The following is a 25,766-nucleotide window of genomic DNA, read 5'->3' on the forward strand; positions in this document are numbered from 1 at the left end:
AGCCGCACCGGACCGCCTGCCCACCCCCCCCGGGAGGGATCAGGCGGCCGGCGCCAACTCGGAAAGCATCGCCGCGCGCAGCCGAAGCGTGGCCACCAGCCGCTGAAAGGCCTCGGCCCAGTACGCGGCCGCGCCGGGAGCCGCGTCCGGCGGCTCCTCCGTGGTCGCGGTCAGGGCCTCCAGCCGGCCGGCCTCCGCAGGATCGAGACACCGTTCGGCCAGGCCCATCACCCCGCTGAAGCTCCACGGATAGCTGCCGGCGTCGCGGGCCATGTCCAGCGCGTCCACCACCGCCCGGCCCAGGGCCCCCGCCCACGGCACCACGCACACCCCGAGCAGCTGGAACGCCTCCGACAGCCCGTGGGCCCGTATGAACTCGGCGACCCACTCCGCCCGCTCCGCATCCGGCAGGGTCTCCAGCAGCTTGGCCCGCTCCGCGAGCGAAGCCGTGCCCGGACCCGCCGCGGGCGATGCGGACGGCGGGCCGAGCAGGGCCCGCGACCACGCCGCATCGCGCTGACGCACCGCCGCCCGGCACCACGCCGCGTGCAGTTCCTCCGTCCAGCCCTCGCCCTCGGCGAGCGGCAGCGCCACCATCTCCGCCGGGCCGAGCCCCCCGAACCGCTCCCGCCAGGACGACAGCGGCGCCGCCTCCACGATCTGGCCGAGCCACCAGGCCCGCTCCCCGCGCCCGGCGGGCGGCCGCTTGACCACCCCGTCGCGGAGCATCCCCGCATCGCACTCGGCCGGCGGGGTCACCCCCTCCGGGCCCACGCAGGCCAGGGCGCGCTCCGCCATCCGGCCGGCCAGTGCCGATCGCGGCAGCGCCGACAGCAGTTCGGCGGCCGTCGCGCGGACGTTGCGACTGCGGTCGCCCAGCGCCGCCTCCAGGAACGTCTCGTCCCCCTCCGACAGGCCCACCCGCAGCGAATCGAGGAACATCAGCCGGTCCTCGGCCCGTTCGGTGGCCCAGGTCGTCGCCAGCAGCCGCGGCGCGGCCGCCGCCTCGTGCGCCCGTACGGCGCCGAGCAGCGCCACCCGCTCCGCGAACAGTCCCTCCTGCCACAGCCGTTCGACCCCCGCCGGGTCGGTCACCTCGGGCAGGTGCCCGGTGCCGCCCGCCCCGCCGCGCAGGGCGAACCGCCAGTCCGGATTCAGCCGGGCCAGCCAAAGCCCGCGCGTGCCGGCCAGGGCCAGCGCCTGCGGCCGCAGGTCCGTACGGGCCCGGGCTGCGTCGAGCAGCGCCGGTACCAGGGCGGCCGGTGCGCGGTAGCCGTGCCGGCCGGCCGCGGCCAGCCACTGGGGCAGCAGCTCCGTCAGGTCCGGGGCGGCCCCGCGCCGTCCGCCGCCGCTGCCCGCGGCCGTCCGGCCGGCCAGCAGCTGGGCGAGCCGCCGGCCGGCCGCCTCCGGTGGCGCCGGGCGCGGATCTTGGGGCGCGGGCTGCGGATGCGGGCCCGCCGCGGCGGGCCGCAGCCCGGCTCTGCGCCGTACGGCGTGCACGGCCGCCGCGTCCAGCAGCGCCTCCGGCGAGCCGGCCGGGTCCCCGCCCCGGCGCCGGTCGGTGCCCAGCAGCGCGGCGCCGACCAGCTCCTCCCACTCCCCGTACCCCTCGTCACCCTTGCTCATCGGGCCCCTCCCTCGCCGCTCGTCCTGCTTCGCGTCCTGCGCCCCGGTCCCGCCCCCTCCGCGGGACCGGGGCTGTCGTGCGTTCGTGTACTGCGCTCAACTGGCGTGGTTGTCGTTCATGCAAGCCCCCCGGCTTCTCGTCGTCACAGCGCCGGCGCCCCCGCGCCGCCGCAACCTCGTCGTGCCGCGTGCGACGCCCCCCGGCGCCCACGCGTTCCCTCCCCGCCGCCTGTGTGACGGCATACGTCCCCCCAGGCCCCCTGCTGTGTGTGGTGTGGTCAGCCCCGGATCAGGACAGGGCGACCGGCTCGGGAGAGTCCGGCTGCCAGGCCGTCAGCGGGGTGAAGCCGCGGTGGCCGCACTCGCCGAAGACCGTCACCGGCCCCCCGCCCGACAATGCGGCCAGCTGCCACAGGCCCGAGCGGGAACGGCTGCCGGACCCGGTGAGGGGCACCGGCAGGGCACAGGTGCCCTCCGCGTCCGCCAGCTGCCAGCCGAGCTCGCCCGGTATCGGAACCACCGGGCCGAGCACCACCGGCCAGGACTCCAGCCACGGGTCCTCCCGCAGCGCCGCCCCGTACGCCTCCAGTGCCGCCCCCGTGCTCACCCCGGCCGGAACCCCGGCGCACGGAACGGCCGCCGAGAGTCTTTCCCCGAGATCCGCCCGCAGCCCGGCCGATCCGGGCCGGAAGCGGAGCTCCGCCTCCAGCGCCAGCCCGACAGGCAGCGACAGACCCGGCGACCGCCCGGGCGGTCCGAAGTCCAGTACCAGGGCGGGCCGTCCGCCCTGCAGTCCGCGCAGCCATATCCGGCGGGTGGTGAGCCGGCCGTCCGGTGAGACCGAGTCGTACTGGGCCAGCACCAGCCAGCGGTCCCGTACGGCCTCCCCCTCCCCGGAGGCCGGCAGTCCCACCCGGCTGCGCACCGTCGCCGCCAGCTGTTCCGGCAGCCCGGCCACCCCCAGCCAGGCCCGGTCCAGCAGGTGCAGCAGCGCCGCCTCCTCCAGCATCCGGGCGGGCCAGCCCGGGCCGCAACTGGGTATCGTCCCCAACTCCCGCACCCGCGAGGCCAGTCCGGGTGCCTGCGCGTCGACCATCCGGGCCGCGGTCTCCTCCCACCCCGCGTAACCGGCCTGTTCCTGGCCCGCGAGGCCGCCGCGCACCAGATCGGCCAGCCGTTGTTCCAGCTCGGTGACGCCCGCGCCGACGCGGGCCGCCCGCCGCTCGGCCCGCTTGCGCGCCCCCTCCTCGTCCACCGGCCCGGCCGCCCCCGCGGCCGGACGGGCGGCCTTGGCCGCCCGGTCCGCCAGCCACTGCGCGGCCCAGTCCGGCGCCTCGCCCGGCTCGCCGACCCCCTCGGCGGACCAGAGCAGCAGCAGCCCCAGCGCGTGCTTGCACGGGAACTTCCGGCTCGGGCAGGAGCACTTGTAGGCCGGTCCGGCCAGGTCCACGACCGTCCGGTACGGCGTGCTGCCGCTGCCCTTGCACAACCCCCACACAGAACCGGAAGCGGAACCTCCGATCTGCGACCATGGACCCGCCCCGCCGAGTCTGCTCCCCGCTTTGCGTGAGGCGTCGTCAGGAGCCAGAGCCAGTACCTGTTCCGCTGTCCAGCGGACCCCCTGCTCAGTCATGTGTTCCACCGTAGAGACCCCCACTGACAATCGCTCTGACCTGCAACGACACTGGGAACAGGGCCCGTTGTCAGTGGTGTGGTGCACCTTGGATCCAGCAGTCGGAAGCGGCTGCCGAGCCTTGGAGGGGGACCATGACCACGCACGAGAACGAACGCCCGGCCGAAGCGCTGCGACCGCACGCCGAAGATGCTTTCGCACACGAACTGAAAGCCCTCGCGGCCGCCGACGACCGGCCCCGACCGGCCCGCTGGAAGCTCTCCCCGTGGGCCGTCGCCACGTACCTGCAGGGCGGCACGCTCGACGACGGCACGGTCATCACGCCCAAGTACGTGGGCCCGCGCCGCATCGTCGAAGTCGCCGTCACCACCCTGGCCACCGACCGCGCGCTGCTCCTGCTCGGCGTCCCCGGCACCGCCAAGACCTGGGTGTCCGAACACCTCGCCGCCGCCGTCAGCGGGGACTCCACCCTCCTCGTCCAGGGCACCGCCGGCACCCCCGAGGAAGCCATCCGGTACGGCTGGAACTACGCCCGGCTCCTCGCCCACGGCCCCAGCCGCGAGGCCCTCGTCCCCAGCCCCGTCATGCGGGCCATGGCCGAGGGCATGACCGCCCGCGTCGAGGAGCTCACCCGCATCCCCGCCGACGTCCAGGACACCCTCATCACCGTCCTGTCCGAGAAGACCCTGCCGATACCGGAGCTCGGCCAAGAGGTGCAGGCCGTGCGCGGCTTCAACCTCATCGCCACCGCCAACGACCGCGACCGCGGGGTCAACGAGCTCTCCAGCGCGCTGCGCCGCCGCTTCAACACCGTGGTGCTGCCGCTGCCCGCCAGCGCCGACGCCGAGGTCGACATCGTGGCCCGGCGCGTCGACCAGATGGGCCGCGCCCTCGACCTGCCGGCTGCGCCCGAGGGCCTGGAGGAGATCCGCCGCGTCGTCACCGTCTTCCGCGAGCTGCGCGACGGGGTCACCGGCGACGGCCGTACGAAGGTGAAGTCGCCCAGCGGCACCCTGTCCACCGCCGAGGCCATCTCCGTCGTCACCGGCGGCCTGGCCCTGGCCGCCCACTTCGGGGACGGCGTGCTGCGCCCCTCCGACGTGGCCGCCGGGATCCTCGGCGCCGTGGTCCGCGACCCGGCCGCCGACAAGGTGGTCTGGCAGGAGTACCTGGAGGCCGTGGTCCGCGAGCGCGACGGCTGGAAGGACTTCTACCGGGCCTGCCGGGAGGTGACGGTATGAGCCCGAGCCCGCGGGGCCCGCTGCTGCTGGGCGTACGGCACCACGGGCCCGGCTCGGCCCGCGCGGTGCGGGCAGCGCTGGACGCGGCCCGACCGGAGGCCGTGCTGATCGAGGGGCCGCCCGAGGGGGACGCGCTGCTCGCGCTCGCCGCCGACCCCGGAATGCGGCCGCCCGTGGCGCTGCTCGCGCACGCCGCGGACGACCCCGGCCGGGCCGCGTTCTGGCCGCTGGCCGACTTCTCCCCGGAATGGGTGGCGATCCGCTGGGCCCAACAGGCCGGCGTACCGGTGCGGTTCATGGACCTGCCCGCCGCGCACTCGCTGGCCGCCGAGCCGGGCGCGGACCACGCCGAGCCCGATGCGGTCCGCGTGGACCCCCTCGCGGTGCTGGCCGAGACCGCCGGGTACGACGACCCCGAACGCTGGTGGGAGGACGTGGTCGAGCACCGGGGCGCCGGCGCCGTCGGCGGCGCGGGGGAGGAGGTGCTCGGCGCGTTCGAGGCGCTCGGGGAGGCCATGGGAGCCCTGCGCGAGGCGTACGGCGACGGCGGCCACCACCGCGACCTCGTGCGCGAGGCGTACATGCGGCAGCGGATGCGGGCCGCCCGCCGGGAGTTCGGCGACGGGTACGCCGTCGTGTGCGGGGCCTGGCACGTCCCGGCGCTGCGGGCGAAGACCACCGTGGCCGCGGACAAGGCACTGCTGAGCGGCCTGCCGAAGGTCAAGGTGGAGACCACCTGGGTGCCGTGGACCCACCGCCGGCTCGCCCGGGCCGGCGGATACGGCGCCGGGATCACCTCGCCCGGCTGGTACGCCCACCTCTTCGAGGCCCGGGACCGGCCCGTCGAGCGGTGGCTGACCAAGGTCGCCGGCCTGCTGCGCGCGGAGGACCGGCAGGTCTCCCCGGCGCACGTCATCGAGGCGGTCCGGCTGGCCGAGACCCTCGCCGCGATGCGGGGACGGCCGCTGCCCGGCCTGACGGAAACCCTCGAAGCGGTCCGGGCGGTGATGTGCGACGGCTCCGACATACCGCTCGCACTGATCGAGGACCGCCTGGTGGTCGGCGACGTGCTCGGCGAGGTCCCGGACGCGGCGCCCGTCGTACCGCTCCAGCGGGACCTGACGAGACAGCAGCGCTCGCTGCGGCTCAAGGCCGAGGCGCAGGACCGCGAACTGGAACTCGACCTGCGCAAGGACACCGACGCGGCGAAGTCCCTGCTGCTCCACCGGCTGCGGCTGCTCGGCATCGGATGGGGCACCCCGGCCGCCTCCCGGGGCAGCACCGGCACCTTCCGCGAGACCTGGCGGCTGCGGTGGGAGCCCGAACTGTCCGTGCGGGTCGCCGAGGCCGGGATCTGGGGCACCACCGTCCTCGCGGCGGCCACCGCCAAGGCCGAGGCCGACGCGGCCGGCGCCGGGGAGCTGGGCGAGGTGACGGCGCTCGCCGAGCAGTGCCTGCTCGCCGGGCTGTCCGAGGCGCTGCCCGCCGTACTGCGGGCCCTCGCGGACCGGGCCGCACTGGACACCGACGTGGCGCGGCTCGCCAAGGCCCTGCCCGCGCTGGCCCGTTCGCTGCGGTACGGAGACGTGCGCGGCACGGACGCGACGGCACTGGGCACGGTCGCGGCCGGGCTCGCGGAGCGCATATGCGTGGCGCTGCCGCCCGCCTGCACGGCCGGCCTGGACGCCGACGCGGCGGCGGAGCTGCGGGGCCACGTGGACGGGGTGCACGGGGCGGTGGCGCTGCTGGCCGACACCGACGAGGGGCTGCGGGAGCGCTGGTCCGCGGTGCTGCTGACGCTGGCCGGCCGGGACACCGTGCCGGGCGTCATCCGCGGCCGGGCGGCCAGGCTGCTCCTCGACGACGGGCGGCTGCCGGCCGAGGAGACGGCGCGGCTGATGGGGCTCGCGCTGTCCCCGGCCGCCTCTCCGGCCGACGCGGCGGGCTGGATCGAGGGCTTCGCGGGCGGGAGTTCGGGCGGGGGCACGCTGCTGGTCCACGACGAGCGGCTGCTGGGGCTCATCGACGCCTGGCTGGTGGGGGTGCCGGAGCGGGCCTTCACCGACGTACTCCCGCTGCTGCGGAGGACCTTCGGGGCGTACGAGTCGGGGGTGAGGCGGAGCCTGGGCGAGCTGGTGCGGCGGGGGCCGGGCCGTTCCGCGGCTGCCGTGCCGGGCTCGGCGCCGGAGGGGTTCGGGCCCGAGCTGGATCCCGTGCGGGCGGACGCGGTGGTGGGGCTGGTGCGGATGCTGCTCGCGGGGTGAGGTGCGGCGCCGTTGCCGGGGCTCCGCCCGGACCCCGCGCCTCAAACGCCGGCGGGGCTGGATTGGCGGGGCCGGGTGGATACGACCAGTGCAGGGGGACTGACGAATGGGTGGTGCGGACATGGGCGCGGGGATACGACACGGAGCCGCGGAGGCTGCCGGAGGGGAGCGGTTGCGGCGGTGGCGGATGGTGCTGGGTGGGGGCGAGGCCGAGGGGACCGGGTGTGTGCTCGCCGGGCGGGATGCGGCGATGGATGCCGCGCTCGGGGCGCTGTACGGGGGCGACGCCGGGTCGCGCAGGGGATCGGGGGCGCGGTCGGCGGGGCTCGGCGGGTCCGCGCCGAACGTGGCGCGCTGGCTCGGGGACATCCGTACGTACTTCCCCAGCTCGGTGGTCCAGGTGATGCAGCGCGACGCGATCGAGCGGCTCGGCCTGGCCGCCCTGCTGCTGGAACCGGAGATGCTGGAGGCCGTGGAGCCGGACGTGCACCTCGTGGGCACGCTGCTCTCGCTGAACAAGGCGATGCCCGAGACGACCAAGGAGACGGCGCGGGCCGTGGTCCGCAAGGTGGTCGAGCAGCTGGAGAAGAAGCTCGCGGCGCGGACCCGGGCGACGCTCACCGGCGCCCTCGACCGGTCCGCACGGATCAGCCGGCCCCGCCACCACGACATCGACTGGGACCGCACGATCAGGGCCAACCTCAAGAACTACCTGCCCGAGTACCGCACCGTCGTCCCCGAGCGGCTGATCGGGTACGGCCGTGCGGCGCAATCGGTGAAGAAGGAGGTGATCCTCTGCATCGATCAGTCGGGTTCCATGGCGGCCTCCGTCGTCTACGCCTCCGTCTTCGGCGCGGTGCTGGCCTCGATGCGCTCGATCGCGACCCGGCTCGTCGTCTTCGACACCGCCGTCGTGGACCTCACCGATCAGCTCGACGACCCGGTCGACGTCCTCTTCGGCACCCAGCTGGGTGGCGGTACGGACATCAACCGCGCCCTCGCCTACTGCCAGTCGAAGATCACCCGGCCCGCCGACACCGTCGTCGTCCTGATCAGCGATCTCTACGAGGGCGGCATCCGCAACGAGATGCTCAAGCGGGTCGCCGCGATGAAGGGGGCGGGGGTCGAGTTCGTGACCCTGCTGGCGCTGTCCGACGAGGGCGCTCCGGCCTACGACCGCGAGCACGCCGCCGCCCTCGCGGCGCTCGGCGCGCCGGCCTTCGCCTGCACCCCCGACCTGTTCCCGGAGGTGATGGCCGCGGCGCTGGAGAAGCGGCCCCTGCCGACACCCTGAAGGCTCCGTCCCGGTCCCTCGTGTGAATCGGCGAAACACACGAACTTCCAGTTCAACCGTGAGGCGATCTGTGACAGGTATCACCGCTCAGGTGTGATCTGCGATTTAGGGTCCTACGGCCCTCGGGGATAACCTGCGGGACGGACATGCCGCGTCCACGGTCACCGTGTGCGCCTTCCTTGTGACAGCGCCGTCACGTTGCCCTCCGCGGCACGCCCACGCAGATAGCAGACAACCGCGAATCACTGCGAATCTTTAAAAAAGACAAGGGACGGACGCGCGTGGACCTGTTCGAGTACCAGGCGAGGGACCTCTTCGCCAAGCACGGTGTACCGGTGCTGGCCGGTGAAGTCATCGACACGCCTGAGGCGGCTCGCGAGGCCACCGAGCGGCTGGGCGGCAAGTCGGTCGTCAAGGCGCAGGTGAAGGTCGGCGGCCGCGGCAAGGCCGGTGGCGTGAAGCTGGCCGCCACCCCGGACGAGGCCGTCGCCCGGGCGACGGACATCCTCGGCATGGACATCAAGGGCCACACGGTCCACAAGGTGATGATCGCCGAGACGGCTCCCGAGATCCTCGAGGAGTACTACGTCTCGTACCTCCTCGACCGCACCAACCGCACCTTCCTCGCCATGGCGTCGGTCGCGGGCGGCATGGACATCGAGCAGGTCGCCGAGGAGACCCCGGAGAAGCTCGCCAAGGTCCCGGTGAACGCCAACGAGGGCGTGACCATCGAGAAGGCCCGCGAGATCGTCGCGCTGGCGCAGTTCCCGGCCGAGGTCGCCGAGAAGGTCGCCGAGGTCCTCGTGACCCTGTGGGCGACCTTCATCGCCGAGGACGCGCTCCTCGTCGAGGTCAACCCGCTCGCGAAGGTCGCCAACGGCGACGTCCTCGCGCTCGACGGCAAGGTCTCGCTCGACGAGAACGCCGAGTTCCGCCAGCCGGGCCACGAGGAGTTCGTGGACCACGCGGCCGCGAACCCGCTCGAGGCCGCCGCCAAGGCGAAGAACCTCAACTACGTCAAGCTCGACGGTGAGGTCGGCATCATCGGCAACGGCGCGGGTCTCGTCATGAGCACCCTCGACGTCGTCGCGTACGCCGGCGAGAACCACGGTGGCGTCAAGCCCGCCAACTTCCTGGACATCGGCGGTGGCGCCTCCGCCGCCGTCATGGCCAACGGTCTCGAGATCATCCTCGGCGACCCGGACGTCAAGTCCGTCTTCGTCAACGTCTTCGGTGGCATCACCGCCTGTGACGAGGTCGCCAACGGCATCGTCCAGGCGCTGCAGCTGCTGAAGGACAAGGGCGAAGAGGTCACCAAGCCCCTCGTCGTCCGTCTCGACGGCAACAACGCCGAGCTGGGTCGCAAGATCCTCTCGGACGCCAACCACCCGCTGGTCCAGCGCGTGGACACCATGGACGGCGCGGCCGACAAGGCCGCCGAGCTCGCGGCTGCGAAGTAAGGGCAGAGGTCACAGACTCACATGGCTATCTTCCTCAACAAGGACAGCAAGGTCATCGTCCAGGGCATGACCGGTGCCACGGGCATGAAGCACACCAAGCTGATGCTGGCTGACGGCACCAACATCGTCGGCGGCGTGAACCCGCGCAAGGCCGGCACCACCGTCGACTTCGACGGCACCGAGGTCCCGGTCTTCGGCTCCGTCGCCGAGGCGATCGAGAAGACGGGCGCCAACGTCTCCGTCCTCTTCGTCCCGCCGGCCTTCGCCAAGGCCGCCGTGGTCGAGGCGATCGACGCCGAGATCCCGCTGGCCGTCGTCATCACCGAGGGCATCGCGGTGCACGACTCCGCCGCCTTCTGGGCGTACGCGACCGCCAAGGGCAACAAGACCCGGATCATCGGCCCGAACTGCCCGGGTCTGATCACCCCCGGCCAGTCCAACGCCGGCATCATCCCGGGCGACATCACCAAGCCCGGCAAGATCGGTCTCGTGTCCAAGTCCGGCACGCTGACCTACCAGATGATGTACGAGCTCCGTGACATCGGCTTCACCTCCGCCGTCGGCATCGGTGGCGACCCGGTCATCGGCACCACGCACATCGATGCCCTGGAGGCCTTCGAGGCCGACCCGGACACCGAGCTGATCGTCATGATCGGTGAGATCGGCGGCGACGCCGAGGAGCGTGCGGCGGACTTCATCGCGAAGAACGTCACCAAGCCGGTCGTCGGTTACGTCGCGGGCTTCACCGCCCCCGAGGGCAAGACCATGGGCCACGCGGGCGCCATCGTCTCCGGCTCCTCCGGCACCGCGCAGGCCAAGAAGGAGGCCCTCGAGGCCGCCGGCGTGAAGGTCGGCAAGACGCCGACCGAGACCGCGAAGCTGGCGCGCGAGATCCTGAACGCCGCTCAGTAGGCAGTCCCCGTACGGACGCACGTACGGATGCGTGAACGCACGGGCGTGGCCCGCACTCCTCGGGGGGTGCGGGCCACGCCCGTTCTCATTCGACCTTCGGGGCGATCCTGGCCGGCCCGGCCTCCGGATCGGCGCGCAGCTTCTCGTGGAGTTGCCGGCGCTGGTCGGTGAGCTGCTGGGGGCCGCTCAGCGGTGGCACGCCGGAGACGCTCTGGCCGGGTGCCTGCGGGGGCTCGTAGTGGGTGGGCGCGGTCATGGCGGTGTAGCCGGTGGCGGTGGCGATCACCGCGGTCAGCCCGAGGGCCCCGCGGCTCCACAGCCGTACGCGCCGCTCGCCGCCGCCCCGTACGGCCGCGGCCGGGCGCGGGTCGAGCGGGGCGGCCGGCCGCAGCGCGGTGAACAGGTCGCGCAGCAGCGCGGACTGCTTCTCGGGCGGTACCTCGGCCAGCTGGGGGATCCGGTCGGCGAGGTCGGCGTGCGCGTGCACGAGGCGGATGCCGGCGGTGGGGGTGCTGGCCTCGGTCTCGGCGGCGGTGTCGGGAAGGTCGAGGCCGACGCCGTCGTAGAGCATGACGGTCCGGCGGTGGCGCGTGGGCAGCGCGAGCACGGCGGCGAGCAGGACGCGGTCGGCGGGATCGGTGGGGGGCGCGTCCTGCCGGCGGTGGGCGCGCCGGAACCGGTGCCAGGGGGAGAGGGCGTAGTCGTACGCGACCGCGCGCACCCAGCCCACCGGGTCCGGGTCGGTGGCCACCTCGGGCCACCGGGCCCAGGCACGGGTGAACGCGCGCTCCACGGCCTTCAGGGCGAGGGTCCGGCGGCCGGTGAGCAGGTAGGTCTGCCGGGCCAGGGCGGGGGCGGCGTGGTCGTAGAGGGCGTCGAAGTCCGCGGCCGGGCCGGCCGCGGGGCGTGCGGCCGGGTGCGCGACGGGCTCGACGGGCTCGGCGGGGGCGTCCGCCGATGTGGTCTCGGCCGGTTGCGCCGTCCGGGGCGTCTCGGCCGCGGATCCCGTCCCGGCAAGCCCGTCTGACGTGGTGTCGGCCTGCTCCGGTGCGGCCGCCGGGGCCGCGAGGGCGGCCAGGAAGGCCGCGTACGCCTCACGGTTGCGGCCGCGGGGGTCCGTGCGGCCCGTTTCCCAGGAGCGGACCGTCGCCGCGGTGACGCCCACCGCCTCCGCGACCTGCTCGTGCGTCAGATCCGCCGCTTCGCGCAGCCTGCGCCGCTCCTTGCGGGCGGGCAGGCTCAGCTCCGGGGCCGATGAGGAGGTCGTATCGACGTTGCGTGTCATGCCACACTCCCCGCGACCCGACCGCTCTGGGCGAAAAAGTACATAAACGTATATTGAGCGACACCACGGACATTCGCCTGTTACCCGTCCATAGCGCGTGTCGTTGGCACCATGGCGGGGTGACCCAAGTGACCGAACGCGGGACCTCGTTGCCGGCGGCCCCGCGAGCCGGCGCGCGGCGCCGTTCGCCCGCCGCCGCGGCATGTGTGGCGGGCGGCGCCGTGGCGGCCGGACTCGGGCTCGGCTTCCTCGCCGTGCTCGTCATCGTGCTGTGGATCAGCTCCCCCTACCCCGACAGCGGCCCCGGCGGCGCGCTGCACCTCGCCGCCGGGCTGTGGCTGCTCGCCCACGGGACGGACCTGGTGCGCTACGAGACCCTGTCCGGCGTGCCCGCGCCCGTCGGCCTGACGCCCCTGCTCCTCGTCGCCCTGCCGGTGCTCCTGATGCGTCGGGCCGCCCGGCTGGGGAGCGCCGAGGAGGAGGACGAGGAGGTGCTGCCCGCCGGCGCCGTGTTCTCGGCCGTGCTCTGCGGGTACCTCGCCGTCGGGGCCCTCGCCACGGTGTACGCGGCCGGCGGCCCCATGCCCGCCGACCCGATCAGCGCGGCCTGGCACGTCCCGCTGGTCGCCGTGCTCGCCGCCCTGGGCGGGGTGTGGGGGGCCAGGGGGCGCCCGCTCGGGCCGCTGCCGTCCTGGCTGCCAGGGGGCGTGCGGAGAGCCGTCGTACGCCCCCGGTACGCGCTGGCGCTGCGGGCGGGAGCGGGCGGGGCCCTGGTCCTGCTGGGCGGTGGCGCACTGCTCGTCGGTGCCTCGCTCGCCTGGCACGGCGCGGAGGTGCAGACCTCGTTCCTGTCGCTGACCGGGGTGTGGTCGGGCCGGTTCGCGGTCCTGCTGCTCGCGCTCGCGCTGCTGCCGAACGCCACCGTCTGGGGTGCGGCCTACGCCCTCGGGCCGGGCTTCGCCCTCGGCGCCGACGCCACCGCCACGCCGCTCGGCTTCGCGGGCCAGCCCGGGCTGCCCCGGTTCCCGCTGCTGGCGGCGCTCCCGCCCGAGGGGCCCGGGACCCCGCTGACCTGGGCGGTCGCCGCAGTGCCGGTGGTCGCCGGGCTGGCGGTGGGCTGGTTCGCGGTCCGCCGGGCGCGTGAGGTCTCGTACGGGGAGACCGCGCTCACGGCGGCGCTGGGCGCGGTGGTCTGCGGGCTGGTCATGACCGGACTCGCGGCGGCCTCGGCGGGGCCGCTGGGCTCGCGGAGGCTCTCCCACTTCGGGCCGGTGTGGTGGGCCACCGGGGCGGCGGCGTGCGCGTGGACGCTGCTGCTGGCGGTGCCGGTCGCGGTGGCGGTGCATGCGTGGCGGAACCGGCCGGCCAGGGGGTTGGCCGCGCTCGACGCGCTGTCCGCGCTGGACGTGGACGAGGTGGTGGACGACCGGTGGCACGACAGTGGGGTGCGGGAGGTTCGGTGGGCGGCGATGCGGAGGGCTGCGGGGACGCTGATTCCGGAGATCGGGGCCGAGCCGGTGCCTCCGGCGGTTGTGGCTGTGGTTGCGGCTGCGGCTGCGGCTGCGGCTCCGGTTGCGCGGGCGCCGCGGGCCGTGACCGTCGTGTCGGGGCGGGGGCTGGATCTGACGCCGATCCTGATCGCGGCGAAGCCGGTGCCTCCGGCTGAGGCCGTGGCTCCACCGGTGGCTCCGCCCTTGGCTCCGCCGGTGGTGGGGGCGCGGGTGCTGGCCCGGCGGAAGCCGCCCGTCTGAGCCGGGTGCGGCGCCGCTGCCGGGGCTCCGCCCCAGACCCCGCGCCTCAAACGCCGGCGAGGCTGGAGTGTGCGGCGCCGCTGCTGGGGGCGCTGCCCCCAGACCCCCGCGCCTCAAACGCCGGCGAGGCTGGGGTGGGGCGGCGGGGCTGGGGTGGGCCGGTGGGGTTACTGGCGGACCTTCAGGACGTCGCCCACCACGTTGTTCGGGAGGAGGGTGTTGCACTGGAGTTCCGCCGCGCTCGTGAGGGCGTCGTCGCGGCAGACGTAGAAGTCCTTGTACGCGAGCTGCAGTCCGTACGAGCTCATCGCCAGCAGGATCGCCAGCGAGGCCGTGACCAGGCCGCTCACCGCCGCCGTGCGCTGGGGGCGGGCCGCCGGGCCCAGGGCGTCCAGGCCCGTCGGGGCGCCCGGCTCACCGGTGGCCGCCGCGGGCTTGCCGCGCAGGGCGCTGATGCCCCAGTACAGGGCGAGCGCGCCCAGCAGCAGGCCCACCGACGGGATGCCGAAGATCCCGAAGAAGAAGCCCCACATGCCGGCCAGCAGCGCGTAGCGGGCACGGCGCTGGATCGGGTCCGTCGGGTCCCAGCGTGTGGGGCCCCGACGGCCGTCAGGGTCCCCCGGACCCTCCCCGTTCCCGCCGTCGCCGCCGCTGCGCGGCTGCCAGGGCTGGTCGGGCCGGCCTTCCGGCGGTGCCGCGAAGGGGTTGTCGTCGGTGGGGGAGTCGGGCTGACGGCGGTCCGGCATCGGGTGTGTTTCTTCCCCTGTGTCATGGACGTCGTGATGACGTCGTGTCGAGGTGAGGCCAGTTTGCGACTTGTATGCCAGACGCTACCGCCCGGCCGTCCCCCCGTCCCTCGGGGGCCGTCCGGTGTGCCGGTATCGTTGCAGGCGGTCGGTGGCTTCGTATGGTTCCCCGTATATCGGTACCCCGAAGTTTCGTATGACCACACAAAGACGAACACCGCAATTCCCGCGAGAAAGGGCCTCCCATGGCCGCCTCCCGCCTGGTCGTGCTGGTCTCCGGCTCCGGCACCAACCTCCAGGCCCTGCTCGACGCCATCGACGCCCACCCCGGCGGATCCGAGGGCTTCGGCGCCGAAGTCGTCGCCGTGGGGGCCGACCGCAAGGGCATCGCCGGCCTGGAGCGGGCGGAGAAGGCCGGGATCCCCACCTTCGTCTGCCCGGTCAAGGACTACGCGAGCCGTGCGGAGTGGGATGCCGCCCTCACGGAGGCGACCGGCGCCCACGCGCCGGACCTCGTCGTGTCCGCCGGATTCATGAAGATCGTGGGCAAGGAGTTCATCGACCGCTTCGGCGGCCGGTTCGTCAACACCCACCCCGCCCTCCTCCCCGCCTTCCCCGGAGCGCACGGCGTACGGGACGCGCTCGCCTACGGCGCGAAGGTCACCGGCTGCACGGTCCACTTCGTGGACAGCGGCGTGGACACCGGTCCGATCATCGCCCAGGGTGTGGTCGAGGTCGGGGACGAGGACGACGAAGCCGCTCTCCATGAGCGCATCAAGGAAGTCGAGCGCCAGCTGCTCGTCGATGTCGTGGGGCGCCTGGCCCGGCACGGCTACCGCATTGAGGGACGAAAGGTAACAATCCAGTGACCGCCGCAGACACCGCAGCGAGCAACGACCCGACCACGACCCAGCGGCCGATCCGGCGTGCGCTCATCAGCGTCTACGACAAGACGGGACTGGAAGAGCTGGCCCGCGGGCTGCACGAGGCGGGCGTCGCGCTCGTCTCCACCGGCTCCACCGCCTCGAAGATCGCCGCGGCCGGGGTGCCCGTCACCAAGGTCGAGGAGCTGACCGGCTTCCCCGAGTGCCTGGACGGCCGCGTCAAGACCCTGCACCCGCGCGTGCACGCCGGCATCCTGGCCGACCTGCGCCTGGAGGACCACCGCAACCAGCTCGCCGAGCTGGGCGTCGAGCCCTTCGACCTCGTGGTCGTCAACCTGTACCCGTTCCTGGCCACCGTCCAGTCGGGTGCCACTCCCGACGAGTGCGTCGAGCAGATCGACATCGGCGGTCCCTCGATGGTCCGCGCCGCCGCCAAGAACCACCCGTCGGTCTCCGTCGTCACCAGCCCCGAGCGCTACGCCGACGTCATCGCCGCGGCCCAGGGCGGCGGCTTCGACCTCACCGCCCGCAAGCGGCTCGCGGCCGAGGCCTTCCAGCACACCGCCGCCTACGACGTGGCCGTGGCCTCCTGGTTCACGAACGCGTACGCGCCGGAGCCGGAGGCGGTCCTGCCGGAGTTCCTCGCGGGCGCCTGGGAGCGCAAGTCGACCCTGCGCTACGGCGAGAACCCGCACCAGGCCGCCGCGCTCTACACCGACGGGCAGCCGGGCGGGCTCGCCAACGCCGAGCAGCTGCACGGCAAGGAGATGTCCTTCAACAACTACGTGGACACCGAGGCCGCGCGCCGCGCCGCCTACGACCACGACGAGCCCTGCGTCGCGATCATCAAGCACGCCAACCCGTGCGGCATCGCGGTCGGCGCGGACGTCGCCGCCGCCCACCGCAAGGCGCACGCCTGCGACCCGCTGTCGGCCTTCGGCGGCGTCATCGCCGTCAACCGCCCGGTGACCGTCGAGCTCGCCGAGCAGGTCGCCGAGATCTTCACCGAGGTCATCGCGGCCCCCGCCTACGAGGACGGCGCGGTCGAGATCCTGGCCAAGAAGAAGAACATCCGCGTCCTGAAGGTGGACGGCACCCCGCACCAGCCGGGCGACCTGAAGCCGATCTCCGGCGGCGCGCTGCTCCAGCAGAGCGACCTCTTCCAGGCCGAGGGCGACGACCCGGCCCACTGGACCCTCGCCACCGGCGACGCGCTCTCCGAGGCCGAGCTCGCCGAGCTGGCCTTCGCGTGGAAGGCCTGCCGGGCCGTCAAGTCCAACGCGATCCTGCTCGCCAAGGACGGCGCCTCGGTCGGCGTCGGCATGGGTCAGGTCAACCGCGTCGACTCGGCGAAGCTGGCCGTGGAGCGGGCGGGCGCCGAGCGCGCGCAGGGCTCGTACGCCGCGTCCGACGCCTTCTTCCCCTTCCCGGACGGGCTGGAGATCCTGACGGCCGCGGGCATCAAGGCCGTGGTCCAGCCGGGCGGTTCGGTCCGTGACGAGCTGGTCATTGAGGCCGCGCAGAAGGCCGGCGTGACCATGTACTTCACCGGGACCCGGCACTTCTTCCACTGATCACCGGTACCCGGCCGACGGCGAAGGCCGCGTCCCGCACTGCGGGACGCGGCCTTCGCCGTGTACGGAGGGGAGGGGATCAGTACTGGGGGCGCCGGAAGTAGTCGCCCGCCTTCGCGAGGCCCACGATGACCGTGATGCCGAGGCCGAGGGAGACCAGGGACGGCAGCGCGGCGATCACGCCGAAGCCGGCCGGGGTGTGCTCGTCGGCGCTGAGCGCGATCATGTTCCCCGCCAGGCCGACAGCGGCGAAGAGGACCTGCAGCGATCCGTAGATGATGCCGGAGACGCGGACGCCGCCGCGGCCCTTCGCCATCTTGGCCGCGGTCAGGATGGGCCACAGGGCCACCGCGATGAAGAAGAGGCCGATGGCGACGCCCGCGGTGCCGGCGATGGTCCCCACGTCCTCCGTGGAGCTGGAGTAGCCGGAGTCCGAGAGCGCCGCGGCGAACACGGCGCCGCCGATGACGAAGAACAGGCCGGCCAGCACCTGGAGGCCGCCGATGATGAAGAGGATGACGCGGGCCGCCTTCGCGCCGCCGGGCATCTGCATCTCGTAGACCGGGGCGCCCGGGTATCCGACGGGACCGCCCGGGTACGCCTGCGGTGCCTGCTGCGGGTAGGCGTAGCCGCCCTGCGGTGCCTGCTGCGGGTAGCCGTAGCCGGGCTGGCCCTGCGGGGCCTGGGGTGGCTGCTGTCCGTACGGATTGTGCGGGTCGCCGAAGCTCATCTTGGGGTGTTCCTCCGTGGAAGTGCGGGGACGCACGGCACGAGCGCGGAGGAATCCTGCACGGTGCGGTCCGCCCCCCGGCACTGCCCGCGGCACTCAGTCGTTTCATCGTCGTGCTGCGGCCGGAGGTTGTCCAGTTCGTTACGGTGCGGCCGGTGACTTGTTGTGCAAGTGCAATGAACCCCGCACACCGGCGAGCGCCTTGACCGGAACCAGCGCCTTGACTGGAACCGGGGCCACCTCATCCGGGAGGATGGGGGGCATGACCGCCCAGATTCTCGATGGCAAGGCCACCGCCGCCGCGATCAAGTCCGAACTGACCGGCCGCGTGGCGGCCCTGAAGGCCCGGGGCATCACCCCCGGCCTCGGCACCCTCCTGGTCGGTGACGATCCGGGAAGCCGCTGGTACGTCAACGGCAAGCACAAGGACTGCGCCGAGGTCGGCATCGCCTCCATCCAGCGCGAACTGCCCGCCACGGCCTCCCAGGAGGACATCGAGGCGGTCGTACGGGAGCTCAACGCCAACCCGGACTGCACCGGCTACATCGTCCAACTCCCGCTCCCCAAGGGCATCGACACCAACCGGGTCCTGGAGCTGATGGATCCGCTGAAGGACGCCGACGGCCTGCACCCCATGTCGCTCGGCCGGCTCGTGCTGAACGAGCCGGGCCCGCTGCCCTGCACCCCGTACGGGATCGTCGAACTGCTGCGCCACCACGGCGTCGGGATCAACGGCGCGCACGTCGTCGTCCTCGGCCGCGGGATCACGGTGGGGCGCTCCATCGGCCTGCTGCTCACCCGCAAGTCCGAGAACGCCACCGTGACGCTCTGCCACACCGGTACGCGCGACCTCTCCGGGCTGCTGCGCCAGGCGGACATCATCGTCGCCGCGGCCGGCGTCCCGCACCTGGTCAAGCCGGAGGACGTGAAGCCGGGCGCGGCCGTGCTCGACGTGGGCGTCAGCCGCGACCAGGACGGGAAGATCGTCGGCGACGTGCACCCCGGCGTGGCCGAGGTGGCCGAGTGGATCTCCCCGAACCCCGGCGGCGTCGGCCCGATGACCCGGGCCCAGCTGCTCGTCAACGTCGTCGAGGCGGCAGAACGGACCACCAGTGCAGGCTGAACGGGACGCGGAGCACTCCGGGCGCGCGGGCGGCGGCGGCGCGGCCGCGGCCAACGGCACGCCCGTCCCGTCCGGCGCGCCCGCCACGCCGGTCACGCCCGCCACGCCGGGCGCGGCCGGCGCGGCCGTCACCCCGGGCGCGGTCGTCGCGCCCGCGGACGAGGCGCGCCGGTCCCGCCGTTTCCCGTCCATCACCCGCGACACCGCCCGTCCCGAGGGCAGCGGCCGCGCCGTCCCGGGGGCCGTGTCCACGCCCGCCCGTCAGTGGCCGATGCTCAGCGTGCTCGCCGCGACCGCGGCCGGGCTGCTGGCCACCGCGGTGGGGCACCCGAAGCTCGGCTGCCTGGCGATCGGCGTGGCCCTGATCGCCGCCTCCGTGATGCGCCGCGTACTGCCCTCGGTGGGGATGCTCGCGGTGCGCTCCCGCTTCACGGACATGATCACGTACGGGCTGCTGGGCGTGGCGATCACGCTGCTCGCGCTGGTGATCGAGCCCAAGCCGTTGCTGGAGATCCCGTTCCTGGAGAGCGCGGTCCGCTTCACGGTGCGGTGAGTGCGGCCGGGCCGGTGAGCGCCGTGAGCGCGGCCAGGGCGGCCGCGACGGCCGGCTGGGTCTCCGTGCCCGCCCGGACCAGTGCGTCCAGCGTCCGCCCCGGGCCCGGCAGCTCCCGTACGGCGGCGCCGGGCGGCGGGGCGTCGCACAGCAGCTTCGGCAGGATCGACACGGCCCGCCCGGTGGCCACGAGCCACAGCCCGGCCCGCAGGTCCCCGCACTCGTGCGCGATGCGCGGGGTGAATCCGGCGTTCCGGCAGGCGTGCAGCAGCATCTCGCGGCAGCTGCTCGGGGCCGGGGCCGAGACCCAGTCGGTCCCGCGCAGCGCGGCGAGCCCGTCCCGCTCGTAGGCGGGGACGAGGGCCTGCGGCAGGGCCAGGCACAGCGGGTCCTCGAACAGGGGCACCGCGGTGGTCCCGGGCGCGGGCGGGGCGCCGAGCAGCGGGTACGCGTACGTCACCGCCAGGTCCAGGCGGCGCGCGCGGAGCTGCGGCACGGCCTCCTCCGGGTCGGCCTGCACGATGCGCGGGCGCAGCCGCGGGTGGCGTACGGCCAGCTCGGCCACGAGCGGCGCGGCCACCGTGGCCAGCGCGCTCGGGGCGCAGCCGATGGCGAGCTCGCCGCCGGGCTCGGTGTCGAGGGCCCGTACCGCTCCCTCGGCCCGTTCCAGGGCGGCCAGTACGGGTTCGCAGGCGGCGGCCAGCGCCGCGCCGGCCGGGGTGAGGCGCAGCCCGCGCCCGTCCCGCTCGACGAGGACGGCCCCGGCCTCGGTCTCCAGGGCGCGCAGTTGCTGGGAGACGGCGGAGGGGGTCACCGCGTGCAGGTCGGCGACGGCGGTCACTTTCCCGTGGGCCGCCAGGTCCCGAAGGATGATCATCCGCTTCACATCAAGCATGAGTTCATCTTAATGATTGCTGTAGCAGAGGTAGCTGGACTTCACAGTTCGGTGGGGTGATGCTCGGGCCATGAACGCGAAGAAGAAGGTCGTCCTGGTCGGAGCCAACGGCACCCTCGGACGGGCGGTCCACACGGCCCTGCGCGAGCGCGGCCACCAGGTCGTCACCGCCTCCCGCAAGGGCGCCGACATCACGGTGGACATCACCGACCCCGAGTCCGTCCGGGAGATGTACGCCCAGGTGGCCGAACGGGTGGGTGAGATCGACGCGGTGGCCTGCGCGGCCGGCAGTGTGCCGTGGCGGCCCCTGAGCGAGCTGGGCACGGACGACATCCGCAGCGGCCTCGAAGGCAAGGTCGTCAGCCAGGTCGAGCTGGTCCGCCAGGGCGTCGCCCACCTGCCCGCGCACGCCTCGTACACCCTGATCACCGGCATCCTGGCCCGCGAGCCCCTGCTCACCGGCGCGGTGGCCGCCCTCGCCAACGGCGCCGTCGAGGCCTTCGTGCGCGCCGCGGCCATCGAACTGCCCGGCCGCCAGCGCATCAACGCCGTCAGCCCCACCGTCTTCGAGGAGTCCCTCGACGCGTACGGGGACGCCTTCGCGGGATTCGACCCGGTGCCGGTGGCCCGCGCGGCGAACGCGTACGTCAAGTCGGTCGAGGGCCACCAGACGGGCCGGATCTTCCTGGTCGAGTAGCCGGAGGGCGGGCCGAACAGCGGGCCGAACAGGGGTCCCCGAACCGGCTTCGCCTTCGAAACGACGGGGTCCGTGTGCCATGCACCACAGGGGCCCGGGGGTTGGCCCGCTTCCGGGTCGGATAGCCTGACCGCGGATGTCTCTTCACGTCAAGATTTACAGGGGAGCGGCGTCCTCCAGCACATGGGGCAGGGACGCCCCACCGCCAGCTGTCTAAACGGAGAAGGCCATGACCCGCACTCCTGTGAATGTCACCGTCACCGGCGCCGCCGGCCAGATCGGCTACGCGCTGCTCTTCCGCATCGCCTCCGGTCACCTGCTCGGCGCGGACGTGCCGGTCAAGCTCCGTCTTCTGGAGATCCCCCAGGGCATGAAGGCCGCCGAGGGCACCGCCATGGAGCTCGACGACTGCGCCTTCCCGCTGCTCGCCGGCATCGACATCTTCGACGACCCGAACAAGGGCTTCGAGGGCGCCAACGTCGCGCTGCTCGTGGGCGCCCGCCCGCGCACCAAGGGCATGGAGCGCGGTGACCTGCTCGCCGCCAACGGCGGCATCTTCAAGCCGCAGGGCGCCGCGATCAACGCGCACGCCGCGGACGACATCAAGGTCCTGGTCGTGGGCAACCCGGCCAACACCAACGCGCTCATCGCGCAGGCCGCCGCCCCGGACGTACCGGCCGAGCGCTTCACCGCGATGACCCGCCTGGACCACAACCGCGCGATCTCGCAGCTCGCGCAGAAGACCGGCGCCGCCGTCTCCGACATCAAGCGCCTCACCATCTGGGGCAACCACTCGGCGACCCAGTACCCGGACATCTTCCACGCGGAGATCGCCGGCAAGAATGCCGCCGAGGTCGTCAGCGACGAGCAGTGGCTCGCCGACACCTTCATCCCGACCGTCGCCAAGCGCGGCGCCGCGATCATCGAGGCCCGTGGCGCGTCCTCGGCCGCCTCGGCCGCCAACGCCGCCATCGACCACGTCCACACGTGGGTCAACGGCACCGCCGCGGGCGACTGGACCTCGATGGGCATCCCGTCGGACGGCTCCTACGGCGTGCCGGAGGGCATCATCTCCTCCTTCCCCGTCACCACCAAGGACGGCAAGTACGAGATCGTCCAGGGCCTGGACATCAACGAGTTCTCCCGTGCGCGCATCGACGCGTCCGTGGCGGAGCTCGTCGAGGAGCGCGACGCGGTCCGCGAGCTCGGCCTGATCTGATCCGTCCTTCCCGCCGAGGAGTGCGAACACCTCGGCGGGAAGCGCGGACCCAAGCGCCCCGGCCCCACCAGGCCGGGGCGCTTTGGCGTGTTTCCGCCTGTCGAATGATGTAAGGGAAATCTAAGGTCAGGCGGTGACCGAGAGCCCGATTCCCCCTCAGCCCACCGGCGGGCGGCAGGACGACCTCCACCGCGGCCGTCCCCCCGTCGACCCGGCGTTCAGCGAGGCCGGCCGCTTCCTGTGCGCGGGCACCTACATCGACGCCGCGTACCGCGATCGGGTGATCAAGGAGCTGTACGTCCACGAGGAGCGGATCGTCGCGCCCTCCTACGGGTTCGACGCCTCACGCGTCCTCGCCCACGCCCTCCGCGCCCGCCGTGCCGAACTCGGCTGGGCGCTCGGAGTACTCGGCGCCTGGTTCGTGGGTTCCGTGCTGACCGGGGGCGCGCTCGCGCTGCTGCTCGTCCCGTTCCTGCTGCTGAGCCTCGCGGGCTGGCTCAGGGCCCGGTCCGGCCTGCTGGCCCGCCTCCTGTCCATCGTGGTGCGGATCTACGCCTGGTGGAACCTGCTCGCCATCCTCTTCCTGATCCTCCTGGTCTGGATGGCCCTGCTCGGCGCCTTCGACGACACGGGCGGCTCCATCGGCCTCGGCGCCCTGATCTTCTCGCAGGGCGTCGGCGGCCTGGCGACCGGATTCGTCATCGGGTGGGTGCCCGCGGTCTTCGCCGCGGTCGTCACCGTCGTGGGCCTGCAGCGCGGATACGTCGCCCGGACCATCGCCCACGACCTCAACCGGGACCGGTACGCCCACCGGCCGTCCGATCCCGCCGAAGCCGAGGTGGGCGTGCGGTTCGCGCGGGTACGGCGGCGCATCGTCGACGAGCAGCACGCGCCGCTGATCATGTACGACATCAACGACCCGTTCGCCGGGGCCGGCCAGGCCTACCGGCCCTGGCAGCAGTCCTTCGAACTGCGCCCCCGCGAGGACCTGCCCGCCGGCACCACACCGGAGCCGCTCACCAACGCCCGCATCCTGGAAGGGATCGTTCCGCTGGTGGAGCGGCTGCGGGCGCCCTCGCCCCACGGGTCCCCCGAGGCCCAGGCCGCCGTATTCGACCGGATGCAGGAGCTGGTCGTCGACCAGTGCGTGTTCCTGCCCGGCGAAGGGCTGGACCACCGCGACGAAGGCCCGCACCTGCGGGCGGACTTCGAGACGCATCGGTCCGTGGCCATCGAGGAGGGCGGCGAACGCCGCCGGCACTTCCTGCGCATCCGCGTCGGCGGCTGGGACGAGAACATGGTCGTCACCCTGTTCGTACGGGTCCACACCCAGGGCGGCATGATGATGGTGGAGCTGGCGCCGCACGTGCTGCTGCCCGTCCGCGTGGCCTTCCACAACGCGGACGCGGACGCCCACCGCTACCTGAACAACAACCGGTTCGGGAAGGTGGTCTGGGCCCTGCGGCACACCCCCGGCTCCTTCACGGCCTCCCTCGTCACCCTGGGCCGAGGCGTCGCGAGCTGGGTGCGGATCGCGGCCGGCGGGCACCGCGGCGCCCGGCCGGAAGGACCGCGCGTGTCCGTGCGCGAACTCGCCTCGCAGGACAACGGATCGATGTTCCATCTCATGGACCTCGACAGGTACGTGAAGACCATTCAGGACCGGGTCGTCGCCGGTATTACCTTGGTCCTGCACGAAGGCGGCTGGCACACCGAGGCGTTCGCGCAGCGCGCCGGCATCTACCTCGCCGAAGGCGCGACGTACGTGGGGGCGATGTACGGCAGCGCGGCCAGCTTCGGCGGCAGCGGCAACCACAACAGCACACACAGGGGGAGCCATGGCGACAGATAGCGGAAGCGGGAGCGGCAGCGGGCCGGAGCCCGGAGTACGGATCGGCAGCGTCCACGGCAGCGCGGTCAGTTTCGGCGGCTCCCACAACACCAACACCGTGCACCACGGCGGTACGGGAGCGGGTGCACCCGACGCGGCGCAGCTGCTGGAGGCGGTGCTCACCCTGCGCGAGGCGCTCGTACGCGAGGCACCCCGGGGCGCCGACAGAACCGCCCTCGACGCCGAACTGGACGGGATCGCCGAGCAGCTGGAGGGCGCCGAGACGATCCGCCCCGGCCTGCCCGCCCGGCTGCGCGCGGCGCTGGAGCGGTGGGCTCCGCTGGTGGAGTCGGTGAGCGCGGCCGCTGCCCTGGGCAGCCTGCTCGGCGCGCTGGGGGGCTGAGCCGTGGCTCCGGCACAGCCGCCGTCCGGGCCGCGCCGCTGGGACGCGCAGGCGCAGCGCTGGGTGGTGGACAAGGCTCCGGCCGGGCCGCCGTCAGGGCCGCCGACGGGCCTGCCGCCGGTTCCGCCGCAGCCGTCGGGCACGCCGCCGTACGACCTGCTCGGGCCGGGGGCCCCGGCTCCGGCTCCGCCCCTGTACGGGGCGCCGACGCCGCAGCCCCCGTACGGGGCGCCGACCGCGCTGCAGCCGCCGTACGGCTCCGACCCGGGTTACCTGCCGCCCGTACCGCCGCAGCCCGGTCCCGTGCCGCCCTCCGGCGGGCCGCGCGGCCGGTGGCGGACTCCGGTGACGGCGGGCATCGCGGTCGCCTCCGTCGCGCTCGGCGCCGGAGCGGTGTGGTTCCTGGCCCGGGACACGGACGACGCGAACCGGGCGGGGGACAAGAACGGGACGGTGGCCTCGGGCACGCCGTCGTGGTCCGGCGGGGAACCGTCCGGGACGGCGTCGCCCACCGCCTCCGGCTCCCCGACGTCCGGGACCGGCAGGAGCGCGAGCCCGGGTCCGAGTCCGACCGGCACCGGGCCGGGGACGGGGGCGGGGGCTGGGGCCCACGAGACCAGGCAGGACCAGGCGGGATTCACCATCGCCGTCCCGGCGGGCTGGGTGCGCGAGGAGCTCAAGGAGGGCGTCTTCTACCGCTCGCCCGACCGGACCGCGCTGATCCAGGTCTTCCGGGTGTCGGAACCGGAGCTCAGCCCGCTCGACGCGGTCACACAGGCCTCCGGCTACCTGCGGAGCGCCACCAAGGGGTACGAGGAGGTGCGCGTCGGCCCGGTCCCCGGCGGCTCGGGGGCGGCCGAGCTCGTCTACCAGTACGACAGCGACGAGTCGCACGGGCTGCGGCGCGGCGTCGAACGCGTCCTGTTCGCGTCGGACGGCGGCAAGTGGGCGGTGCTGACCGCGGGCCCGGCCGCCGAGTGGCAGGTCACGCAGGACCACCACGCGGCGGCGCTGGCCGCGTTCCGGCCGACCGGCTGACCGGGTTCGTCGGCGGGTCCGGCCTGCGGGCCGGCCCGCCCGGCCGTGCCGGTCAGGACTGGTACATGCCCGGCTTGTAGTGGCCCGGCACCATGCGGGTGGTGACCCCGATGCGGTTCCAGACGTTGATCGTCGCGATCACGGCGATCAGCTGGGCCAGCTCGCGCTCCTCGAAGTGCCGCGCGGCCTTCGCGTAGACCTCGTCGGGCACGAAGCCGTCCGTCAGGACCGTGACGGCCTCGGTGAACTCGATCGCCGCGAGCTCCTTCTCGGTGTAGAAGTGCCGCGACTCCTCCCAGGCGGCCAGCTGCACGATCCGGTCGACGCTCTCACCGTGCGCGATCGCGTCCTTGGTGTGCATGTCGAGGCAGAAGGCGCAGTGGTTGACCTGCGAGGCACGGATCTTGACGAGCTCGACCAGGGCCGGGTCCAGGCCCTTGCGGGAGGCGATCTCCAGGGCCAGGACGGCCTTGTAGACCTCGGGGGCGAGCTTCGCCATCTGCATGCGCGGGGTGTGCTCGGGAGCGTGCTCGTGCGTGGGGGCGGTGGTCGGGTGGTTCTGCGTGTTCGTCGTCATGTGATCCACCGTAGGATCCGGGCGGCCCAG

Annotated in this window: 22 protein-coding genes; 15 read left to right on the top strand and 7 right to left on the bottom strand. The window is 73.7% G+C overall.

What is annotated here, in order from left to right; genetic code table 11:
* Positions 1 to 39: 39 nt before the first annotated feature.
* Together ACFYZ4_RS16590 and ACFYZ4_RS16595 are read right to left on the bottom strand one after the other, a co-directional pair.
* The gene (locus ACFYZ4_RS16590) at positions 40 to 1,626 is read right to left on the bottom strand and encodes a DUF5691 domain-containing protein (protein WP_390784197.1); all 1,587 of its coding nucleotides are present in this window, start codon (positions 1,624 to 1,626) and stop codon (positions 40 to 42) included.
* Positions 1,627 to 1,915: 289 nt separating this feature from the next.
* Complete coding sequence (locus ACFYZ4_RS16595; protein ID WP_384349276.1) at positions 1,916 to 3,259, bottom strand: SWIM zinc finger family protein; 1,344 nt, start codon at positions 3,257 to 3,259, stop codon at positions 1,916 to 1,918.
* Between the two features lie 134 nt (positions 3,260 to 3,393).
* On the opposite strand from ACFYZ4_RS16595, the gene ACFYZ4_RS16600 reads away from it, so the two are divergent.
* From ACFYZ4_RS16600 to sucD, 5 genes are all read left to right on the top strand, one after another.
* Positions 3,394 to 4,500, top strand: a complete 1,107-nt coding sequence (locus tag ACFYZ4_RS16600; RefSeq protein WP_351293448.1) for an AAA family ATPase — start codon at positions 3,394 to 3,396, stop codon at positions 4,498 to 4,500.
* Positions 4,497 to 6,764, top strand: a complete 2,268-nt coding sequence (locus tag ACFYZ4_RS16605) for a DUF5682 family protein (RefSeq protein ID WP_390784198.1) — start codon at positions 4,497 to 4,499, stop codon at positions 6,762 to 6,764. Before ACFYZ4_RS16600 ends, ACFYZ4_RS16605 begins: the two co-directional genes overlap by 4 nt.
* Positions 6,765 to 6,870: 106 nt before the next feature.
* Positions 6,871 to 8,058, top strand: a complete 1,188-nt coding sequence (locus ACFYZ4_RS16610) for a VWA domain-containing protein (RefSeq protein ID WP_351293454.1) — start codon at positions 6,871 to 6,873, stop codon at positions 8,056 to 8,058.
* Positions 8,059 to 8,339: 281 nt separating this feature from the next.
* Positions 8,340 to 9,518: an ADP-forming succinate--CoA ligase subunit beta gene (gene sucC / locus ACFYZ4_RS16615; protein ID WP_351293456.1), complete on the top strand. Its 1,179-nt coding sequence runs from the start codon at positions 8,340 to 8,342 to the stop codon at positions 9,516 to 9,518.
* Between the two features lie 21 nt (positions 9,519 to 9,539).
* On the top strand, positions 9,540 to 10,430 hold the full coding sequence (gene sucD, locus ACFYZ4_RS16620; RefSeq protein ID WP_351293459.1) for a succinate--CoA ligase subunit alpha: 891 nt from the start codon (positions 9,540 to 9,542) through the stop codon (positions 10,428 to 10,430).
* 85 nt (positions 10,431 to 10,515) lie between these two features.
* Here the strand turns inward: sucD and ACFYZ4_RS16625 are convergent, their stop codons facing one another.
* Positions 10,516 to 11,715 carry a helix-turn-helix domain-containing protein gene (locus tag ACFYZ4_RS16625; protein WP_390784199.1) on the bottom strand — a complete coding sequence of 400 codons (1,200 nt, stop codon included), beginning with the start codon at positions 11,713 to 11,715 and terminating at the stop codon, positions 10,516 to 10,518.
* A gap of 119 nt (positions 11,716 to 11,834) precedes the next feature.
* Between ACFYZ4_RS16625 and ACFYZ4_RS16630 the strand changes: the two genes are divergently transcribed.
* Complete coding sequence (locus tag ACFYZ4_RS16630) at positions 11,835 to 13,466, top strand: DUF6350 family protein (RefSeq protein WP_390784200.1); 1,632 nt, start codon at positions 11,835 to 11,837, stop codon at positions 13,464 to 13,466.
* 167 nt (positions 13,467 to 13,633) lie between these two features.
* On the opposite strand, the gene ACFYZ4_RS16635 is transcribed toward ACFYZ4_RS16630, so the two are convergent.
* Complete coding sequence (locus tag ACFYZ4_RS16635; protein WP_351300765.1) at positions 13,634 to 14,212, bottom strand: hypothetical protein; 579 nt, start codon at positions 14,210 to 14,212, stop codon at positions 13,634 to 13,636.
* Between the two features lie 245 nt (positions 14,213 to 14,457).
* On the opposite strand from ACFYZ4_RS16635, the gene purN reads away from it, so the two are divergent.
* Together purN and purH are read left to right on the top strand one after the other, a co-directional pair.
* Positions 14,458 to 15,081 (top strand): phosphoribosylglycinamide formyltransferase, encoded by a 624-nt coding sequence (gene purN, locus ACFYZ4_RS16640; protein ID WP_351598863.1) that lies wholly within the window; start codon positions 14,458 to 14,460, stop codon positions 15,079 to 15,081.
* Positions 15,078 to 16,670 carry a bifunctional phosphoribosylaminoimidazolecarboxamide formyltransferase/IMP cyclohydrolase gene (gene purH / locus ACFYZ4_RS16645; protein ID WP_390784201.1) on the top strand — a complete coding sequence of 531 codons (1,593 nt, stop codon included), beginning with the start codon at positions 15,078 to 15,080 and terminating at the stop codon, positions 16,668 to 16,670. The genes purN and purH overlap by 4 nt, the downstream gene beginning before the upstream one ends.
* Positions 16,671 to 16,749: 79 nt before the next feature.
* Here the strand turns inward: purH and ACFYZ4_RS16650 are convergent, their stop codons facing one another.
* Entirely contained in the window at positions 16,750 to 17,400 is a 651-nt protein-coding gene (locus ACFYZ4_RS16650) for a hypothetical protein (RefSeq protein ID WP_390784202.1), read from the bottom strand.
* A gap of 262 nt (positions 17,401 to 17,662) precedes the next feature.
* Here ACFYZ4_RS16650 and ACFYZ4_RS16655 point away from each other — a divergent pair, with 262 nt between their 5' ends.
* On the top strand, positions 17,663 to 18,523 hold the full coding sequence (locus ACFYZ4_RS16655) for a bifunctional methylenetetrahydrofolate dehydrogenase/methenyltetrahydrofolate cyclohydrolase (RefSeq protein ID WP_351300774.1): 861 nt from the start codon (positions 17,663 to 17,665) through the stop codon (positions 18,521 to 18,523).
* Complete coding sequence (locus ACFYZ4_RS16660; RefSeq protein WP_390784203.1) at positions 18,513 to 19,076, top strand: DUF3017 domain-containing protein; 564 nt, start codon at positions 18,513 to 18,515, stop codon at positions 19,074 to 19,076. The genes ACFYZ4_RS16655 and ACFYZ4_RS16660 overlap by 11 nt, the downstream gene beginning before the upstream one ends.
* Here the strand turns inward: ACFYZ4_RS16660 and ACFYZ4_RS16665 are convergent.
* On the bottom strand, positions 19,063 to 19,971 hold the full coding sequence (locus tag ACFYZ4_RS16665) for a LysR family transcriptional regulator (protein WP_351586341.1): 909 nt from the start codon (positions 19,969 to 19,971) through the stop codon (positions 19,063 to 19,065). The two genes, ACFYZ4_RS16660 and ACFYZ4_RS16665, sit on opposite strands and share 14 nt — an antisense overlap.
* 70 nt (positions 19,972 to 20,041) lie before the next feature.
* Between ACFYZ4_RS16665 and ACFYZ4_RS16670 the strand changes: the two genes are divergently transcribed.
* The 5 genes from ACFYZ4_RS16670 (at position 20,042) to ACFYZ4_RS16690 (ending at position 25,159) form a co-directional block, all read left to right on the top strand.
* Complete coding sequence (locus ACFYZ4_RS16670) at positions 20,042 to 20,668, top strand: short chain dehydrogenase (RefSeq protein ID WP_390784204.1); 627 nt, start codon at positions 20,042 to 20,044, stop codon at positions 20,666 to 20,668.
* Positions 20,669 to 20,897: 229 nt separating this feature from the next.
* Positions 20,898 to 21,887, top strand: a complete 990-nt coding sequence (locus ACFYZ4_RS16675) for a malate dehydrogenase (protein ID WP_351300786.1) — start codon at positions 20,898 to 20,900, stop codon at positions 21,885 to 21,887.
* A gap of 133 nt (positions 21,888 to 22,020) precedes the next feature.
* Entirely contained in the window at positions 22,021 to 23,739 is a 1,719-nt protein-coding gene (locus ACFYZ4_RS16680; protein ID WP_390784205.1) for a hypothetical protein, read from the top strand.
* A complete protein-coding gene (locus tag ACFYZ4_RS16685; protein ID WP_351300791.1) occupies positions 23,726 to 24,121 on the top strand; it encodes a hypothetical protein in 396 nt (131 codons plus the stop codon). Before ACFYZ4_RS16680 ends, ACFYZ4_RS16685 begins: the two co-directional genes overlap by 14 nt.
* A 3-nt stretch (positions 24,122 to 24,124) precedes the next feature.
* Positions 24,125 to 25,159 carry a hypothetical protein gene (locus ACFYZ4_RS16690; protein WP_390784206.1) on the top strand — a complete coding sequence of 345 codons (1,035 nt, stop codon included), beginning with the start codon at positions 24,125 to 24,127 and terminating at the stop codon, positions 25,157 to 25,159.
* A 52-nt stretch (positions 25,160 to 25,211) separates the two neighbouring features.
* Here the strand turns inward: ACFYZ4_RS16690 and ACFYZ4_RS16695 are convergent, their stop codons facing one another.
* A complete protein-coding gene (locus ACFYZ4_RS16695) occupies positions 25,212 to 25,736 on the bottom strand; it encodes a carboxymuconolactone decarboxylase family protein (protein ID WP_351300797.1) in 525 nt (174 codons plus the stop codon).
* Between the last annotated feature and the right edge of the window lie 30 nt (positions 25,737 to 25,766).

This window comes from Streptomyces sp. NPDC001513 (assembly GCF_042894695.1).
GTDB lineage: Bacteria > Actinomycetota > Actinomycetes > Streptomycetales > Streptomycetaceae > Streptomyces.